General features: G+C 68.3%; 16 protein-coding genes. 8 read left to right on the top strand and 8 right to left on the bottom strand.

Annotation, left to right across the window (positions count from 1 at the left end; translation table 11 throughout):
- Positions 1-14 precede the first annotated feature (14 nt).
- Genes J2X01_RS04890 through J2X01_RS04880 form a run of 3 tightly spaced genes read left to right on the top strand, consistent with a single transcriptional unit; the run spans position 15 to position 2,454 of the window.
- Positions 15-326 (top strand): SHOCT domain-containing protein, encoded by a 312-nt coding sequence (locus tag J2X01_RS04890; protein ID WP_310051262.1) that lies wholly within the window; start codon positions 15-17, stop codon positions 324-326.
- Positions 326-1,798, top strand: a complete 1,473-nt coding sequence (locus J2X01_RS04885; RefSeq protein WP_310051260.1) for a multicopper oxidase family protein — start codon at positions 326-328, stop codon at positions 1,796-1,798. Before J2X01_RS04890 ends, J2X01_RS04885 begins: the two co-directional genes overlap by 1 nt.
- Positions 1,795-2,454, top strand: coding sequence for a class I SAM-dependent methyltransferase (locus tag J2X01_RS04880; RefSeq protein ID WP_310051257.1), 660 nt, complete (start codon positions 1,795-1,797; stop codon positions 2,452-2,454). The genes J2X01_RS04885 and J2X01_RS04880 overlap by 4 nt, the downstream gene beginning before the upstream one ends.
- Before the next feature lie 73 nt (positions 2,455-2,527).
- Here J2X01_RS04880 and J2X01_RS04875 read toward each other — a convergent pair whose 3' ends face one another.
- The gene (locus J2X01_RS04875; protein ID WP_310051254.1) at positions 2,528-3,739 is read right to left on the bottom strand and encodes a fatty acid desaturase family protein; all 1,212 of its coding nucleotides are present in this window, start codon (positions 3,737-3,739) and stop codon (positions 2,528-2,530) included.
- Between the two features lie 13 nt (positions 3,740-3,752).
- Positions 3,753-4,826 carry a ferredoxin reductase gene (locus J2X01_RS04870; RefSeq protein WP_310051252.1) on the bottom strand — a complete coding sequence of 358 codons (1,074 nt, stop codon included), beginning with the start codon at positions 4,824-4,826 and terminating at the stop codon, positions 3,753-3,755.
- Between the two features lie 99 nt (positions 4,827-4,925).
- Here J2X01_RS04870 and J2X01_RS04865 point away from each other — a divergent pair, with 99 nt between their 5' ends.
- On the top strand, positions 4,926-6,128 hold the full coding sequence (locus tag J2X01_RS04865) for a PucR family transcriptional regulator (RefSeq protein WP_310051249.1): 1,203 nt from the start codon (positions 4,926-4,928) through the stop codon (positions 6,126-6,128).
- A 46-nt stretch (positions 6,129-6,174) separates the two neighbouring features.
- Here the strand turns inward: J2X01_RS04865 and J2X01_RS04860 are convergent, their stop codons facing one another.
- Entirely contained in the window at positions 6,175-7,053 is an 879-nt protein-coding gene (locus J2X01_RS04860) for a serine/threonine-protein kinase (RefSeq protein ID WP_310051247.1), read from the bottom strand.
- Positions 7,054-7,270: 217 nt separating this feature from the next.
- Positions 7,271-8,884 carry a peptide chain release factor 3 gene (locus J2X01_RS04855; RefSeq protein WP_310051245.1) on the bottom strand — a complete coding sequence of 538 codons (1,614 nt, stop codon included), beginning with the start codon at positions 8,882-8,884 and terminating at the stop codon, positions 7,271-7,273.
- A gap of 443 nt (positions 8,885-9,327) precedes the next feature.
- Between J2X01_RS04855 and disA the strand changes: the two genes are divergently transcribed.
- A complete protein-coding gene (gene disA, locus J2X01_RS04850; protein ID WP_310051243.1) occupies positions 9,328-10,404 on the top strand; it encodes a DNA integrity scanning diadenylate cyclase DisA in 1,077 nt (358 codons plus the stop codon).
- A gap of 79 nt (positions 10,405-10,483) precedes the next feature.
- On the opposite strand, the gene J2X01_RS04845 is transcribed toward disA, so the two are convergent.
- A complete protein-coding gene (locus tag J2X01_RS04845; RefSeq protein WP_310051240.1) occupies positions 10,484-11,242 on the bottom strand; it encodes a hypothetical protein in 759 nt (252 codons plus the stop codon).
- 258 nt (positions 11,243-11,500) lie between these two features.
- Here J2X01_RS04845 and J2X01_RS04840 point away from each other — a divergent pair, with 258 nt between their 5' ends.
- The 3 genes from J2X01_RS04840 (at position 11,501) to J2X01_RS04830 (ending at position 13,662) form a co-directional block, all read left to right on the top strand.
- A complete protein-coding gene (locus tag J2X01_RS04840) occupies positions 11,501-12,337 on the top strand; it encodes an iron-sulfur binding domain-containing protein (protein ID WP_374724937.1) in 837 nt (278 codons plus the stop codon).
- Between the two features lie 110 nt (positions 12,338-12,447).
- Entirely contained in the window at positions 12,448-12,945 is a 498-nt protein-coding gene (locus J2X01_RS04835) for a hypothetical protein (RefSeq protein ID WP_310051237.1), read from the top strand.
- Between the two features lie 24 nt (positions 12,946-12,969).
- Positions 12,970-13,662: a hypothetical protein gene (locus tag J2X01_RS04830; protein WP_310051234.1), complete on the top strand. Its 693-nt coding sequence runs from the start codon at positions 12,970-12,972 to the stop codon at positions 13,660-13,662.
- 9 nt (positions 13,663-13,671) lie between these two features.
- On the opposite strand, the gene dhaM is transcribed toward J2X01_RS04830, so the two are convergent.
- From dhaM to dhaK, 3 genes are read right to left on the bottom strand one after another with little or no spacing between them, the layout of a single operon-like run.
- Positions 13,672-14,346: a dihydroxyacetone kinase phosphoryl donor subunit DhaM gene (gene dhaM, locus J2X01_RS04825; RefSeq protein WP_310051232.1), complete on the bottom strand. Its 675-nt coding sequence runs from the start codon at positions 14,344-14,346 to the stop codon at positions 13,672-13,674.
- Entirely contained in the window at positions 14,343-14,969 is a 627-nt protein-coding gene (gene dhaL, locus J2X01_RS04820) for a dihydroxyacetone kinase subunit DhaL (RefSeq protein ID WP_310051230.1), read from the bottom strand. Before dhaL ends, dhaM begins: the two co-directional genes overlap by 4 nt.
- 2 nt (positions 14,970-14,971) lie before the next feature.
- Entirely contained in the window at positions 14,972-15,973 is a 1,002-nt protein-coding gene (gene dhaK, locus J2X01_RS04815) for a dihydroxyacetone kinase subunit DhaK (RefSeq protein ID WP_310051228.1), read from the bottom strand.
- Between the last annotated feature and the right edge of the window lie 129 nt (positions 15,974-16,102).

Below are 16,102 nucleotides of genomic sequence, written 5' to 3'. Positions count from 1 at the left end.
GAAGGGATCAGGCCATGAGGGGCTACTACGGTGACGGCTTCGGCTGGATGTGGCTCTGGGGTCTGCTGCTGCTGATCGGAATCGCGGTGCTGGTGCTGCTCGCGGTCCGCCTCTTCACCGGCGGGTCAGGCCGCGGCGGGGCCGCCCAGACCGGACACGCCGGACCCTATGGCCCGCCGCCCTATGGGCAGCAGGGGGTTCCCCCGGGCGGTTTCCCGGGCGCAAAAAGCCAGGCACGCCTGATCCTGGATGAACGCTTCGCGAGGGGCGAGCTCACCGCGGACCAATACCGTGAGAATCTGAAAGTCCTCGGCGAGGAGACCTAGTGCGGCCGATCAGCCGCCGCGACGCACTGCTGTTGGGCGGCCTGGGTACGGCGGCCACCGTGGCGGGCGGTGCCGGGCTGTGGTGGTCCCTGGCTTCCACGCAGCGGACCGGCTTCCCGGGTACGGCGGCGGGTCCCGTGCTGCGCAGCCCGGCGGAGATTCGCAGCACGGACGGCAGGCTGCAGCTCATGCTCGAGGCCGCCCGCGCGCCGGTGGAGCTCGGCGGCCGGATGGCCAGCCCGCTCTGTTACAACGGGACACTCCCGGGCCCCACCCTCCGCCTGCAACCGGGCGATGAGCTCGCCGTCAGGCTCGTGAATAACCTTGGCGAAGCTACCAACCTGCACGTCCACGGCTTGCACGTGACCCCGCGGGCCGGCGGCGACAACGTTTTCGTGGCGGTCATGCCCGGAGCAGGATTCGACTACAGCTACCGGCTGCCCTCGAACCACCCGCCGGGAGTGTACTGGTACCACCCGCATCACCACGGCACGGTCGCGGGGCAGATTTTCAGCGGACTCTTCGGGGCGATCATCGTTGAAGATCCCGAAGCCATTCCGGCGAGCAGGGAACGCGTCCTGCTGGTCTCCGACACCACTCTTGACCGCGCCGGGAACATCTCCGCGGCGCCGCTGATGGACCGCATGGCGGGCCGCGAAGGGGAGCTTCTCCTGCTCAACGGGCAGCGCAACCCGCTCATAACCGCCCGGCCGGGAGAACGGGAACGGTGGCGGATCATCAACGCCTGCGTAGCCCGCTATCTCCGGCTCCGGCTGGACGGCCAGCAACTCCAGCTGCTCGGCATGGACTCGGGCCGGTCCGCCAATCCCCAAACCGTGGACGAACTCCTGTTGGCTCCGGGCAACCGGGCGGACCTGCTGGTGACTGCCACGGCCGGCGAATCCGTGTTACAGGCCCTCCACTACGACCGCGGCGCCATGCCGGGGATGATGGGGCGGGGGCCGACCCCCGGGACGGGTGCGCTGGCGACCTTCCGGGTCAGCGGCACCACCGCATCCCTGCCCGGCGCCGTCACGTCCCGGCCCGCCCAAGAGGACCTCCGAACTGCCGCCGTCGCCGCCCGCCGGCAGCTGGTCCTGGCCATGGGCGCGGGATCCGGCGGCATGGGCGGCGGTATGGGCGGCATGATGCGGTTCACCATCAACGGCCGTGAATACAGCGAGGCGCGCACGGACACGATCGTCGCGGCCGGAACCGTCGAGGAATGGACGCTGGTCAACACCAGTCCCATGGACCATCCCATCCACCTGCATGTGTGGCCGATGCAGCTCATTGAGGACAACGGCCAGGCCGTAGGCTCCGTGGTTATGCGGGACGTGGTGAACGTGCGGGCGAACGGGCGCGCCACGGTCAGGATCGCGTTCCGCGACTTCAGCGGCCGCTCCGTGTACCACTGCCACATTCTGGATCACGAGGACCTGGGGATGATGGGCGTGATCGAGGTCAGATGAACAACAACCGGCAGGAGGGGCACAGCGGCCACCAGCCCCGCAGTCCCTCGTTCGGCAAATCCTTCGCCCGGGTGGGTCCGCGGATGGACGCCCGCGGGGCTGCGGAGCACCGCCGGCGCCTCCTGGAGGCGGCGCACGGAATCGTCGTCGAGATCGGAGCGGGCTACGGGGCCACGTTCGCGTTCTACCCGCCCGCGGTGACGGGAGTGCTTGCCCTCGAACCGGACCCCACGCTCCGCGAACTCGCGCTGGCCGCCGCCAGGAAGGCTCCGGTGCCCGTCACCGTCAGGGACGGCATGGCGGAATCGCTGCCGGCGGCCGACGCCTCCGTGGACGTCGTCGTCTCCAGCCTTGTGCTGTGCAGTGTGCTGGACCAGTCCGCTGCGCTGGCGGAGGTAGTCAGGGTCCTGCGCCCGGGTGGCCTATTGCTGTTCTACGAGCACGTCCGCTCGGCACACCGCGTGCTGGCGGCCGCCGAAGACCTGGTCACGCCGCTGTGGAGCCGGATCGCCGGCGGCTGCCATCCGAACCGGAACACCGACGCTGTGATCGCCGAAGCTGGCTTTAAGATGCAGGGCCTGGAGCGCTTCGGCTTCTCCGCCCTCCCCGGCAACCCGCGGCTGGCCCACGTGCTGGGGGTGGCGTGCAAGCCCTGATCCCGGCCACGCGCGAAAAGGGGCGCCTGCCGCAGATGGCAGGCGCCCCTTTCAAATCATTCAACCAGTTCGGCTAGGCCTTCTTGGGCGGCAGCGCCAGCTTGAAGACCTTGGCCCAGGTGGAGCCGACCTGCTTCCAGATCGGGCCGGTGGTGTACGGCAGTCCGTAGCGCTTGCAGATTTCCTGCACCTTGGGGGCCACCTCGGCGTAGCGGTTGGACGGAAGGTCCGGGAAGAGGTGGTGCTCAATCTGGTGCGACAGGTTGCCCGTCATCAGGTGCATGAACTTGGAGCCGGAGATGTTGGCTGAGCCGATCATCTGCCGGACGTACCAGTCACCGCGGGTCTCGCCTTCGACCATTTCCTCGGTGAAGGTGTCCGCACCCTCGGGGAAGTGGCCGCAGAAGATCACCGCATGTGCCCAGACGTTCCGGACCGCGTTGGCGGTCAGCGTGCCGTAGAGCGCCTGCTTGCCGGAGCCGGTGAGCATTGCGACGGCGGGGGTGGCTGCGTAGTCCTTGGTGAACTGGGTGAGGGCCTTGCGTCCAAGGGCCTTGAGGTCCTTGACCAGGGCCTCCTTGGTCTTCTTGCCCTCTTTGAAGTCCTGCAGCTCGAGATCGTAGATCGCGATGCCCCATTCGAAGACCGGGGCCAGCAGGGCGTTGTAGAGCGGGTTGCCCAGGTTGAAGGGCTTCCATTCCTGGTCCGCGTCCATCCGCAGCAGGTTGTACCCAACGTCGTTGTCCTTGCCGACGACGTTGGTCCAGCGGTGGTGCAGGTCGTTGTGGGTGTGCTGCCAGGCGCGCGCCGGGGTGACGAAGTCCCACTCCCAGGTGGTGGAGTGGATGTCCGGGTCCCGCATCCAGTCCCACTGCCCGTGCAGCACATTGTGCCCGATCTCCATGTTTTCCAGGATCTTGGCAAAGCTGAGCAGCGTGGTGCCGGTGACCCAGGCTGCCTTGTTCTTGCTCACCAACAATGCGGCGCGCCCGGAGATCTCCAGTCCGCGCTGGATCTTGATCATCCGGCGGATGTAGGCGGCGTCGCTGGCCCCACGCTTGGCGAGGATATCGTCCTTGATGGCGTCGAGCTCCCGGCCCAGCTCGGCGACCTGCTCGTCGGAGAGATGCGCGGCAGCCGGCGGCCGAACCGTCGGGCTGCCGGACTCGGCGAGGGCGCCCGGCCGCCTCTTCACGGCAGCGGGCGCCTTGGCAGCGCCGGCGCCGGTGGCAGCGGCCGCTGGGCCTTCCTCGGAAACGTCAGGCGTGTCGGAAACAATCGTCATGCGGTGGTACTCCTCAGATGTCGAGGTTAACGGGTCCGGCGGCTGCCGAGACACACGTCTGGATTAGTTGGCCGGGCTCGCCATGGACTTCGTCCGTGCGCAGGTCACGAACCTGTCCGGCCCGGAGGGGGGTGAGGCAGCTGTGGCAGATGCCCATCCGGCAGCCGCTGGGCATCAGGACGCCGGCGTCCTCGCCGACGTCGAGCAGCGGCGTGTCGCCGTCGGCTTCGACTTCGCGGTCAGACGCCTCGAAGGTGACCAGGCCGCCGTTGTGCCCTGCGCCGCCGGCCAGCTTAGTGCTGAACCGTTCAATGGTCAGGGTCGAGTCCGAGGAGGGGCCGGCAGTTGCGTTCTCCGACTCCCACAGCGCCTCGGCGTCGTCAAGGAAGCCTTCCGGGCCGCAGGCATAGGCGGCGCGCTGGCGCCAGTCCGGGCAAAGCTGTTCCAGTGCGGCGATCGAGCTGAAGTCCAGCCGCCCGCGTTCTCCGGTGAACCAGTGGATGACACGGAAGTTGGGAAACTGGTCCGCGAGTTCGGCCAGTTCCTCCCGGAAGATGACGTCTTCCGGGGTCCGGGCGGTATGGATGAGGACGACGTCGGAGTCCGGGCGGTGCGGGACCAGCGTGCGGATCATCGACATCACGGGGGTGATCCCGCTGCCGGCGGTGAGCATCAGCAGGGGCCGCGGATGCTCCGGGAGGACGAAGTCGCCCTGCGGCGGCGCCAGGAAGAGCACGTCGCCGGGCTTCGTGTTGCGCACGAGAGTTCCGGAGACGGCACCCATGTCACTAACGGTGATGGCCGGGTCCATGCCGGCGGGCGCGCTCAGCGAATAGGACCGCCAGTGGCGGACACCGTCGAGTTCGACGCCGATACGGGCCCACTGGCCAGCAAGGTGCGCTTGCCAGCCGCGGCCGGGACGGAAGAAAATGGTGGCGGAATCGGCCGTTTCTGGAACCACCCGAGTAACCACGCCGCGCAACTGGCGGGCGGAAAACACAGGATTGAACAGCGACAGAATGTCTTCTGGAGCCAGTGGGGTGGTCAGTACAGATGCGGCGCTCGCCAGCTTACGGAGCCGGATCATTCATCAATCTTATGTCAGATTGGGTCATACATCTTCATCCAAGGCATACGATCGACTCAAATAAACTATCTCCCCGCAACAACTTATTGGAACCAGCCCATGAACGTCTCCCCCGCTGCCACCTCCGCCTCCCCCGCCTACGATCCTCCATGGCTGGCCCTGCCGCGAGAGGTCAGCGACATGCTCCGGCCGATGATGCCCGGCATTGTCGAGGCCATCATCGACGCCGTGCCGCAGCTGGTGCCGGCCTACGCCAGGCCGATCGAGGGCCGCTTCGGGCGGGGGCTGCGCCGCGGCGTGGCCGCCGCGCTGGACCGCTTCCTGCAGTTGCCGGGAACCCGGCTGCCCGCCCTGTCGGAGGAAAGCCGGCAACTTGTGGCAGGGCTGGGAAGCGGCGAATTCCGGCAGGGCCGGAGCATGGATGCGCTGCTGAGCGCCTACCGGATGGGTGCCCGCGTGACCTTCCGCGAGATGTCCCGGGTGTCCGTGGAGCACCACCTCGGCCAGAGTGTGGTGGTGGACCTGGGTGAATCGATCCTGGCCTACATCGACGAACTGTCCGCCGTCAGCGCCGAGGCGTATGCCTTTGAGCAGTCGGAACGGGCCGGCGCGGTGGACCGGCGGCGCACCGAACTGCTCGACCTGCTCCTGCTGGGGCAGGCGGATGAGTCGGCCCTGCGCCAGACGGCGGCGATGGCGGACTGGTCCCTGCCGCAGCGGATGGTAGTGGTGACCCTGCCGATAGACCGGTCCGCGGGGCTGCGGCTGCGGCTGGGGCCCGGGACGCTGGTCATCGAGCGTGAGACCGATGCCGTCGCCCTGGTCCCGGCCCGGAAGTCCAAGTCCGCACGGGCGGACCTGGAAAAGGCGCTGCGCGGCCGCGGGGCGGCCGTGGGGCCGGCCGGGGGCTGGGAAAAGGTCCCCGATTCGCTGCGCCTGGCCGTGCTGGCAGCCTCGGCATTGCCGCCGAGGGAAGGCCCGGAGGACCCGCCGATCTGGGCCGATGAGCACTTGGCCGAGGTGATCCTCGGGGCGGAGCCTTCCGCGATTGCCGAACTGGCCAGCCGTCGCCTGGCCCCCCTGGAAGGGCTTCGCCCGGCCCAGCGCGAGCGTCTGGCGGAGACACTGCTGTCCTGGCTGCGGCACTGGGGCCAGCGGGCCCCGGTGGCGGCAGAGCTCGGAATCCACCCGCAGACCGTGGGCTACCGGGCGGCGCAGCTGCGCGAGCTGTTCGGCGATGCCTTGGAGGACCCCAAGGCCCGGTTCGAACTGGAACTGGCGCTCCACGCCGGCCGGCGTTAAACAGCGCAGGCGTTAACCAGCGCCAACGCCCCGGCGTCGACTCCGCCTAACTCGCGATCGCGCTCGAAGCCTGGTCCCGGCGGTGGCGGGCTGCGCCGTTAATGACTTCCTGGCGCAGGGCCAGTGAGACTTCCCGGGCCGCCGGGCGCTCCGCCGGGTCACGGGCCAGCATGGACGACAGCAGCGAAGTCCAGATGGGGGCAAGCTCCTCGGGGATGTCCGGATCGTGGAGCAGCCGCGCGACTGCGGACTGCACGGGCGCACCGGGGTAGGCCATCTTTCCGGTCAGCCCTTCGAGCAGTACGAGGCCCAGGGAGTACACGTCGCTGAGCGGCCCAGCGGGTTCTCCGGCGGCCTGCTCCGGGCTCAGGTACGCGGGGGTCCCGGAGGTCCCGCCGTCGTCGGCCACAGGGCCGCCGCCAGTCATGACGGCAACACCGAAGTCGCTGAGCTTCGCCCGGGGGCGCCGGTCGTTGTTGCTGTAGTCCACCAGCAGGATGTTGGCAGGTTTCACATCGCGGTGCACGATGCCGTGGTGATGGATGTGGGCAAGTCCGTCGGCCAGATCGTGGCCGATCAACGCCATGTGAGCCGCGGACAGCGGCCCCTGGGCGGCTCGGCGGCGCAGGTCCGGCCCGCGGACCAGTTCCATCACGAGGTAGCTCAAGGATGCGTCCGGGTCGCTCAGGTCAGCACCGGCGTCGAACAGTGTCACGAGGCAGTGGTGGCTCATCCCCGCGAGGATGCGGATCTCCTGCCCCTGGCGGCGGGTGTGTTCAAGATCGTCCGCCTCGTTACGGAAGAGTTTGACGGCCACCTCACGCTGCAGGAGTTCGTCCCGGGCGCGGTACACGGTGGACTGGCGTCCGCTGCCAATAAGGCATTCGACCCGGTAGCGCCCGCTCAGCAGGAATCCTGGTTCCATGCCGAGTTTTCCGTTGTAGTCAGTCCAAGAGTGTTCGATATCCCTTAGGTGCGGCGCCCGCCGGTGAAATCGGGCGGATCAGTCCAAAAAGCCGAAATCAACGGCGCCCGCAAAGTAGCAAGGTTACTTATTATACCGCGGGAAGGGAATACCTCAGGAACGGGATTCCGGAAGCCCTCCGGTGGATCCGTTCCTGTCCGCCCGCTGCCGTTGGCTGCTACTTTGCGGGATTGTGCGTGCCGATCGGCAGCAGCGTCAGGTCCGGGTGGTTCTTCTCAATCCGGCGCAAGGCCCAAACGTCGTTGAACAGGGCGAGGTATTCGCCGTCGGAGCGCAGCAGCACCTCGGCGCCGGGCACACTGGCCAGCGCCGGCATGGCGTCCGCCGTCGAAATGCGGGCAATGGAATAGGGCAGGCGCTCGAGCCGCATCGGTGCGCTGAAATCGTGCGCCATACGGTCCTCCACCACTTCGAACTGCATGGGGCCGACGGCGGCCAGCACCGGGGCCTGGTCACCGCGGATGTCCGAGCGGAGCACCTGGATGACTCCCTCGTGCTCCAGCTGCTCGATGCCGCGGCGGAACTGCTTGAAACGGCTGGGGTCCTTGGAGCGCGCCACCTGGAAGTGCTCCGGCGCGAAGAGCGGGATGGCGGGGAACTCCACCGGCTGCTCGATGAAGAGGCTGTCTCCCACCCGCAGCGACGACGCGTTCACGAGGCCCACAACGTCCCCGGGGAAGGCTTCGTCAATGACCTCGCGTTCGCGGCCGAAGACCTGCTGGGCGTACTTGGTGGCGAAGGACTTCCCGGTCCGGCCCTGGGTCACCACCATGCCGCGTTCGAACATACCGGAGCAGACCCGGATGAAGGCGACGTGGTCCCGGTGCGCCTTGTTCATGCCGGCTTGGACCTTGAAGACGAAGCCGGCGAACGGTGCATCGACGGGCCGTGCTTCGCCGTCGACGTCGGGCCGCGGGGCGGCCGGCGGGGCGAAGTCAACGAGGGCGTCGAGGATCTCCTTCACGCCGAAGTTCAACGCGGCGGAGCTGAAAAGGATCGGCGTGGCCTGGCCGGCGTGGAAGGCATCGACGTCGAACTCAAGATTGGACTCGATGACCAGCCCGGCCTCGTCGACGGCGTTGGCCCAGTCGTCCCCCTGGCTCGCCGCGGCCTGCTCCGGGGTGAAGTACTCGGTGAGGGCGATGTTGGCGCCGGCATTGTTGCGCTTGAACTGGGCAAAGCGGTCATTGCGCAGGTCCCAGACGCCGCGGAAGTCACCGGAGATCCCCACGGCCCAGGTCAGCGGCATCGGCTGGAGGCCGGTGCGCTCGGTGATCTCGTCCATCAGGGCCAGGGCGTCCAGGCCCGGCCGGTCCCACTTGTTGATCACGGTGATGATGGGCAGGTTGCGCTGCTTGCAGACCTCGAAGAGCTTCATGGTCTGGGTTTCCAGGCCCTTGGCGGCGTCCACGAGCATCACGGCGCAGTCGACGGCGGCCAGCACACGGTAGGTGTCCTCGGAGAAGTCCGCGTGGCCGGGGGTGTCCAGCAGGTTGATCACGGTGTCCCGGTAAGCGAACTGCAGGGCCGCGGAGCTGATCGAGATTCCGCGGTCCTTTTCCATCTGCATCCAGTCCGAGACTGTCTCTTTGCGGTTCGCCTTGCCGCTGGAGGCACCGGCGGTACCGATCACCTTTGCGTGCAGCGCGAGCGCCTCGGTCAGCGTGGACTTGCCGGCGTCGGGGTGTGAAATGACCGCGAATGTCCGACGCCGGGCCGCCTGCTTGTGAATCTCCTGGACTCGGGCGGGGCTAAGGACTTCTTGGGACACGGTGCTACTTTCGCTGCGGCTTTGAATGGCTGGTCCCGGACCTGCGGAAATCAGGCTGGCCCGGCGGGATCCCTGGCTGTTCTGCTGGGAGTTCTGCGTGACTGCTGGGTGCTTGCTGGGCGTAGCGGCGGGCAGCCGACAGAACACCCAAGGCAACAAGTTTATCCCAGCCCGCACTGCCCCCGCGATGCGGGCGGCAAGCCAGCCCGGCGCCGGAGGTCCGCCGCCAAAAAGCGCGGTCCCCCGCCGGGGTCCGCGGGGCCATTCCCCAGGCGTTCAGCGAACGTCCAATTGGCCCACTTTGGGGCTTGTCCGTGCGGAAGTTGACCTGCTTTGCCTCTACTATGGTGGGAACGGGCAACCGAGTACTTTTGATCCTGCCGGGAACCACTGGAAACCGGCGCACTTGCAGGCTGAGGCCTGCACCTTTGAAGGGAAAATCTATGGCTCGGAGCCCTGAAGATTCACTCAAGGCGACCCTGGGCCGGGTGGCACCGGGCACCGCCCTCCGCGACGGCCTCGAGCGCATCCTCCGCGGACGGACCGGAGCCCTCATTGTCCTGGGCATCGACAAGACCATCGAGTCCATCTGCTCCGGCGGCTTCGACATCGGAATCGATTTCTCCCCCACCCGCCTGCGGGAACTGGCCAAAATGGACGGCGCCATCATCTGCGACAAGGATGCCAGCAACATCCTGCGCGCGGCCGTTCAGCTGGTCCCCGACTCCAGCATTGAGACCCAGGAGTCGGGCACCCGTCACCGGACCGCGGAGCGTGTCGCCATCCAGACCGGCGTTCCGGTTATCTCGGTCAGCCAGTCCATGCAGATCATCGCCCTCTATGTGAACGGCCTGCGGCACGTCCTGGAGGGCTCGGAAAAAGTCCTGGCCCGGGCCAACCAGGCCCTGGCGACGCTGGAGCGTTACCGTTCGCGCCTGGACCAGGTGACCAGTTCCCTCTCGGCCCTGGAAATCGAGGCCATGGTGACGGTCCGGGATGTTGCCGTGACCCTGCAGCGCCAGGAAATGGTGCGCCGGATCTCGGAAGAGATCTCGCAGTATGTGTTGGAACTCGGCGAGGACGGCCGGCTGCTCTCGCTCCAGCTGGACGAGCTGACCGTGGGCCGCGGACCCGGCAGCGACGTGATCATCCGCGACTACTCCGGGCCGGACACTTCCGCTGAGGACATCGACAAGGCCGTGAAGGCGCTCGTGAACCTTGGTCCAACGGAGCTGATCGATCTGGGCAGGATCGCCGGAATTGTTGGCTTCGCCGGCGGCGAGGCCAACCTCGACGCCGTCGTCCAGCCGCGCGGACACCGGCTGCTTTCCGGGCTGAAGGCCGTGCCGAAAGCCGTCGCCGACCGCCTGGTGGATCACTTCGGCGGCCTGCAGTTCCTGATGGCGGCCACAATCGATGACCTGATGACGGTGGATGGCATCGGCGACCAGCGTGCCCGGACGGTCCGCGAGGGCCTAAGCCGGATGGCCGAGGCAAGCCTGCTGGACCGGTTCCTCTGACCCCGCCTAACCCCGTCGGTTGCTCCGCAGCCGCCCTTTTGAGCCCTCAAAACGGCACCTGCGGAGCAATCGATGGGGTTTAGTTGAGCTGGAACACGGCTTTGGGACTGGTCTTGTCGGCCAGCCGTGCGGTGAAGACGTAGTACGCGCCGCCGGTTCCCGGTTCGGCTTGGATCGGCGCGCAGCCCTGGAGCGTGCGGTTGCGCTGCCAGGGGAAGTTGGCTGTTTCGCTTTGCCCCGGCGCGATGGTCTTCACCAGGTCGGTGGCGTCCGCCTGGCAGTCAGTGGACGAGAAGATCCGGTCCGAGCCGCTGGCGACGAGGAACTCCATCTGCGATGTTCCGATGTTGACCTTGCACGGCACCTTGTTGCCGTTCGTCACCTTGAGTGTAAGCAACGGGATCTCGCCGGCAGCGTAGGCAGGCTTGTCCGTGGCGGCCGTGACGGTCACTAGGTTCTGTTCGCAGCCGTTGCCTGTCGGCAGCGCCGACGGGGAAGCCGAAGCGGAAGCCGTGGTGTCCGGGGCCGGGGCGGGCCCGGTTTCCTGGTCCGACGGGGCCGAGCTGTCGCCGGACGTGGACTGCCCGTCGTTGAGAAAGCTCGAGGCGGCGGCGAATCCGCCAAAGGCGAGGGCGATCACGAGCAGCAGGGCGGCAGCCACGAACAGGCGGCGGCGGCGGTAAACAGGGCGGACTGGCTTCCGGGCCGGCTTCCGGCTGGGGACATTCGTGGCGGATTTGGGCGCGGAGGTGCGCGAGGCGCCGCGGCCTGCGGGTGCTCCGCTGCCGGGACCCTTCGGCCGGGAACCCTGCGTTCCGGAATTGTCTTGCCTGCCCATCCTTCTAGGCTAGAGAACCGCACCGGGTATGGGGCCCTCCCACGCCGCAGGCGGAGTGTGGCCCTCATCTATTACGCTGAATCCATCAAAGCTCAAGCCGATGCCCCCACTGTCCCTGACGCCGCCCGCCCGGAAGTCGCTCCCGAAAGCGTTCCCGAAGCCGCTGCGCTGGCCGCCCTGCACAACGCCCTCGCCACGTGGTTTGCGGTCAATGCCCGCGACCTGCCCTGGCGGGCTGCTGAATGCACGCCGTGGGGCGTGCTGGTCAGCGAGATCATGCTGCAGCAGACACCGGTGGTACGCGTGCTGCCAGTCTGGGAGGAATGGCTGCGGCGCTGGCCGGAGCCATCCGCCCTGGCCCGGGAACCTGCCGGGGAAGCGGTCCGGGCCTGGGGACGGCTGGGCTACCCCCGGCGGGCGCTGCGACTGCACGCGGCCGCCGTCGCCATCGGCGCCGACCACGGCGGAGAGGTCCCGGGAACCTACCCTGAACTGCTGCAGCTGCCCGGAGTGGGCAGCTACACCGCGGCGGCCGTGGCCGCCTTCGCCTTCGGGCGCCGCGAAACCGTAGTGGACACCAATATCCGCCGGGTGCACGCGCGCCTGTTTTCCGGCGCGGCGCTGCCGTCGCCGGCGCTGACCGCCGCGGAAATGCGGCTCGCCGCGAACGCGCTGCCGGACGGTGCCGGCCCCTCCGTCCGCTGGAATGCCTCGGTAATGGAGCTTGGCGCCCTGGTGTGCACGGCGCGGTCGCCGAAGTGCGGGCAATGCCCGGTCAGTGGCTCCTGCGCCTGGCTTGCAGCCGGTGAGCCCCCGCCGACCTACACCCCGAAGGGGCAGTCGTGGCACGGAACGGACCGCCAGGTTCGGGGAGCCGTGATGGCGGTACTCCGCGTAGCCGAGTCGCCGGTGGCCCGGGAGCTGTTCCAGCGCGCCCCGGCGGACCTTGGCTTCGAACCGGCGGGGATCGGAATCCCACTTGCCGCCCTGCACCGGCTCGACTCCGCCCCGGAGCAGCTGGAACGCGCGCTGTCGGGGCTGCTGAGCGACGGTCTGGCCGAGCTGCATCCAGCCGGATTCCGGCTGCCGGCCTGATCCCCCGCCGGGCCGGATGCCGGGCCGGAAGCCAAGCAGGATGCCGGGCCGGGCACAGAGCCGGACGCCGGACCCCTAGCTGCACGGACCTCCCGGAACTACCCTGAAGCATGCGAACGTTCGCGGCGCTCGTGGGCTTGGCTTGCACCGCACTCCTGGCCACCGGGTGCCAGCCCGAGACGGTGTGCCCGGCAATCGCCCAGGCGCCGGTAGTTGCGCTGACCGTGGCCCGGGAGTACACCGCCTCGGTGCAAACGCTCCGGCTCAAAGCCTGCCAGGACGGTCGCTGCACGGAGGCTGAGCTTGAGCTCTTCCCGGGGAGCACCACGGTGGATCAGGGTTGCGAACCCGGACCGCACGGCAAGGACCGTCCCTGTTCGGCAACCGCCTCGCCTGACGGCACGCTGACGGGGATGCTGATGCTTGATCCGCTCACGGAATCCCCGATCGAGGCCAGCGTGAGCGGCACCGACGCCGGCGGCCTAGCGCTGCCGGTCCGGTCCCTGACGTTCACGCCCCGGGTCGCGTACCCGTACGGCAGGCAGTGCGGCAGGTTCATCTCAGCCGGTGTGCTGTTGGATGCCGACGGTCTCCGCCAGGCCGCCTAGCCCGCGTGGAGAAAGGTGAACCCAGTGAACTCGGAAAACATCAGCCGCTGGATCCGGGCAGGGTTGTGGGCCCTGCCGGTGTCAGCGCTCGTCACGGCCTGGGCCACGCTGGAACCGCAGCCGGACCAGGAGCGGGACCCGGATGCCTGGGCCCGGTTTGTCAGCTCCGATTCATACCACTTGAGCCACCTGTTGGGCAGCACCACCGGCACGATCCTCGCGATCTTCGGCGTCTTCGCACTGGGCTGCCGGCTGGCAAACAGCCGGGTTGGAGGCCTGGCGCTGGCAGCCATGGTCACCGCTGTCGCCGGTACAGCCTTGCTGCTGGTGCCGGCCGTGATTTCCACCTTTGCCACGCCCGCAATCGGAAGGGCCTACCTGGCCGGACACCAGGACGTGATGCTACTGGAATTCCCCGGGTCCATGACAGTGGCGTTCCTGCTGGGCATCCTGCTGGCGCTCCTCGGCAACGTACTGCTCGGGATCGCGGTGTGGCGTTCGCGCGCGCTGCCGCGCTGGGCCGGGGCGCTCTGGGCAGCGGGCGCCGTCGTGTTCTATGTCCTGGGCGTTGTCCTCGGGCTGGCGACGACAGGCAGCAGCCTGCCGACCCAGGCCGCCGGGGCCCTGCTCATGGCAGTTGGGGGCGGGTGGATCGCCTGGTACGGTTCCCGGCAGACCCCGTTGGCACCGGACCGGACCGCGGCCCGGACGGTCTGAACGCCGCGGTCAGGGTTCGCCGAAGCCCGCCGTGACCAGCCCGCGCAGATAGTCGACGGCCCTGCCGGCGTCCGGGCCGCTGGCTTCGACGTGCAGCACGGTTCCCTTGGCCGCGCCAAGCATCATCAGCTCCGTCATCGACGTGCCGTCGACGCCGTTGACGGTCACTTCGGCGTCCATGCCGGACAGGCCGCCGGCAATCTTTGCCGCCGGACGGGCATGCATGCCGGCCAGGTTGATGAGTTCAAAGTCCCCGGTCACCTCCGGGGCCCGCCGCTCGTGCGCGCGCTGCGGCGCGGCCGGCGGCCGGTACACGGCTTCCGCGGCCTCCTTCACGGCTTCGGCGTCCGCCCCGGCCTGCGCCGCGACGGCAGCAGCGACCAGCCCTTCGACGAGGGGGGCATCGGCCAGCAGCACGGCGGAGGGATCCGCCACAAACTCCACCGCGGACTCGGCCGTCATCACGGCCGACCCCAGATCCGTCAGGACGACGATTCCGTCGCCGTTCGCGTCCGCCGCCTCTTCCAGCGCGGCCATGACCCGCTCGAGGCTTGTGCCGATCCGGCCGTCGTCGGTGCCGCCGGCGGGGAGGATCAGGACGTCGGGAGCCATCTGGGCGGCCAGCTCGACGGCGCCGTCGGCGATCTTTTCACTGTGGGATACGACGACGAGCTTTACCGTCATTCCGCTGCCCCGACAGCGGCGCGCAGGATCAGGGCGCTGGACACGGCGCCCGGGTCCCGGTGCCCGATACTCCGCTCGCCCAGATAGCTGGCGCGTCCCTTGCGGGCGAGCATCGGGTCGGTAGAGACTGCCCCGGCTTCGGCTGCCTCCGCCGCGGCCGCCAGGACTTTGTGCACATCGCTGTCGCCGGCGGCGGCAGCGGCAGCGTCGACTGCCGGGGTCCAGGCATCAACCATCGTCTTGTCGCCGGATTCAGCCTTGCCCCGGGCCACGATTCCGTCCCTGGCGGCCTGAAACGCCGAGGCGAGGGTGGCGGCGTCGATGTCGGCGGCCTCGCCCAGGGCCGTGGCAGCCCGGAGAAAGGCCGTGCCGTAGAGGGGTCCGGCCGCCCCACCAACCTTGGACATAAGCGTCATGGCGGTCAGCTTGAGCGCCGCCCCGGCCGTTTCCGGTGGCGTCTCGGCGATCTTGAGCATCACCGCTTTGAAGCCGCGGTCCATGTTCTCGCCGTGGTCCGAATCGCCGATCGGCCTGTCCAGTTCGATGAGTTCCTCGCGGTGCTCGGCCATTGCCTGGGCTGAGAGCGTCAGCCACCGCACGGCCCAGTCGACGTCCAGCCCCACGGTCAGACGCCCCAGCGGAAGGCCGGGGTGTGGACGGGGGCGTCCCAGAGCGCCGTCATCTCGTCGTCGAGGCGCAGGACGGTAAGCGAGCAGCCCTGCATTTCGAGCGAGGTGATGTAGTTGCCGACCAGCGAGCGGGCCACCGTGATGCCCTTTTCGGCCAGCTGTTGCGCGGCGCGGCGGTAGACGATGTAGAGCTCACTCTGCGGGGTGCCGCCCATGCCGTTGACGAACAGGAGCACATTGTCCCCGGACGCCAGCCCCAGATCGCTGAGGACCGGTTCCAGCAGGCGGTCGGTGATGCCGTCAGCGTTCTCCATTGGAATCCGGTGCCGCCCGGGCTCGCCGTGGATGCCGATGCCGATCTCGATTTCGTTTTCCTCGAGCACAAAGCTCGGCGACCCGGCATGCGGGACGGTGCAGGCAGTCAACGCGACGCCCATGCTGCGCACGTTCTGGTTGACGCGGTCTCCGATCGCGGCGACGGCGTCCAGGCTGTCACCGCGTTCGGCGGCGGCACCGGCGATCTTCTCCACCAGGACCGTTCCGCCGACGCCGCGTCGTCCGGCGGTGTAGAGCGAGTCCTGCACCGCGACGTCGTCGTTGACCAGCACCGTGCGGACCTGCACCCCCTCTGCCTCGGCCAGTTCGCCGGCCGTCTCAAAGTTCAGGACGTCGCCCGTGTAGTTCTTCACGATGTGCACGACGCCGGCACCTGAGTTGACGGCGAGAGTGGCGGGAAGGATCTGGTCTGGTGTCGGCGAGGTGAAAACGGCGCCCGGCACGGCGGCGTCGAGCATTCCCATGCCGACGTAGCCGCCATGCAGCGGCTCATGGCCACTGCCGCCGCCGGAGACCAGTCCGACTTTCCCTGCCACCGGCGCGTCTTTGCGCACAATGTACTTCGGGTCCGCAAAGACGGTCACGAGGTCGGCATGGGCAAGCCCGAAACCCTCCACTGACTCGTCAACCACTGCGCGGGGATCATTGATGAGCTTCTTCATGGCTGTGCTCCCTGGATGGTGTCCTGGCTTGCTTGCTCACCCTACTACCGGGGCCCTGCCAGCGGTAGGCTCCAAATTCCCGACTTCAGCAGCGGAAACAGGGTTCCGTGCCGGGACAGCCCGAAGCGG

This window comes from Arthrobacter ginsengisoli (assembly GCF_031456935.1).
Taxonomy (GTDB): domain Bacteria; phylum Actinomycetota; class Actinomycetes; order Actinomycetales; family Micrococcaceae; genus Arthrobacter; species Arthrobacter ginsengisoli.
Note: the sequence above shows the minus strand (reverse complement) of the source record. Positions and strands in the feature narration are given on the sequence as shown.

Coding starts and splice junctions, on each gene's coding strand:
- dhaK (WP_310051228.1), bottom strand. CDS start 15,973: ATGAAGAAGCTCATCAATGATCCCCGCGCAGTGGTTGACGAGTCAGTG.
- J2X01_RS04890 (WP_310051262.1), top strand. CDS start 15: ATGAGGGGCTACTACGGTGACGGCTTCGGCTGGATGTGGCTCTGGGGT.
- disA (WP_310051243.1), top strand. CDS start 9,328: ATGGCTCGGAGCCCTGAAGATTCACTCAAGGCGACCCTGGGCCGGGTG.
- J2X01_RS04875 (WP_310051254.1), bottom strand. CDS start 3,739: ATGACGATTGTTTCCGACACGCCTGACGTTTCCGAGGAAGGCCCAGCG.
- dhaM (WP_310051232.1), bottom strand. CDS start 14,346: ATGACGGTAAAGCTCGTCGTCGTATCCCACAGTGAAAAGATCGCCGAC.
- J2X01_RS04865 (WP_310051249.1), top strand. CDS start 4,926: ATGAACGTCTCCCCCGCTGCCACCTCCGCCTCCCCCGCCTACGATCCT.
- J2X01_RS04880 (WP_310051257.1), top strand. CDS start 1,795: ATGAACAACAACCGGCAGGAGGGGCACAGCGGCCACCAGCCCCGCAGT.
- J2X01_RS04860 (WP_310051247.1), bottom strand. CDS start 7,053: ATGGAACCAGGATTCCTGCTGAGCGGGCGCTACCGGGTCGAATGCCTT.
- J2X01_RS04835 (WP_310051237.1), top strand. CDS start 12,448: ATGCGAACGTTCGCGGCGCTCGTGGGCTTGGCTTGCACCGCACTCCTG.
- J2X01_RS04845 (WP_310051240.1), bottom strand. CDS start 11,242: ATGGGCAGGCAAGACAATTCCGGAACGCAGGGTTCCCGGCCGAAGGGT.
- J2X01_RS04870 (WP_310051252.1), bottom strand. CDS start 4,826: ATGATCCGGCTCCGTAAGCTGGCGAGCGCCGCATCTGTACTGACCACC.